The sequence below is a fragment of the Herbiconiux daphne genome, assembly GCF_024979295.1.
Taxonomy (GTDB): Bacteria; Actinomycetota; Actinomycetes; order Actinomycetales; family Microbacteriaceae; genus Herbiconiux; species Herbiconiux daphnes.
The window spans coordinates 1-600 of the sequence record NZ_JANLCJ010000565.1 but is presented as its reverse complement, the minus strand read 5'-3'; the positions used below and the strand labels follow the sequence as shown (position 1 = coordinate 600).

Genomic DNA, 600 nt, shown 5'->3' with positions numbered 1-600 from the left:
CTTGATAACGTCGTAACCATTCGTAAAATCCCAATGTCTAATGCCGGTTGTGACAACCTCCGTGCAATTCAGAAGTGGATGCAGGAAGGTTTTGGTAAGGTTCTGAAAACTCAGGTTGAAGTTCCTTTCCCGACCGTCATCAATAACGTGTTGGCGGACTACGTGAAACTCAAAAATATTCCGGTGGAGACTCATGTTAGCCCTGCCAAGTCCGACGTCAAGCCAGAGAAATAAAGTGGATGTAATCAAATACTACCGCGATCGTATCTCTGAATTATCCGGGGAACAGCGAAAGCTGTTTCCTTTCGCCTTTGGTTTGATTGATTCACCATCTGATCAAGCTCAGGCAGATGCTTTCTATTCTTATTGGGAAGCGGAAAAGAATATCCAATCGTGCAGAAACGCACTTGTCGAATTGAATAAAGGAAATAAATAAATGACTATTCGTATCGCTCTCCTTCCTTACGGCCCGTCTGACTCTTGTGTTGCTCTTCGTGATGCAGTTCGTCAGGTCATTGTTGATGAGCGTCTGGATGCCCGTATCACTCTTCTCCGTGCAGAAAACAGTGCTTACCGTGCTCGCAATGGTGATGTCCTGAT

At 45.2% G+C, this 600-nt stretch carries 2 protein-coding genes; both read left to right on the top strand.

The features are described from left to right. The coding region (locus N1032_RS26465) for a DUF7195 family protein (protein WP_259543631.1) at positions 1-234 on the top strand (234 nt) is incomplete at its 5' end. A gap of 1 nt (position 235) precedes the next feature. After that, positions 236-436 carry a hypothetical protein gene (locus N1032_RS26460; protein ID WP_259543630.1) on the top strand — a complete coding sequence of 67 codons (201 nt, stop codon included), beginning with the start codon at positions 236-238 and terminating at the stop codon, positions 434-436. The last annotated feature ends 164 nt before the right edge of the window (positions 437-600 follow it).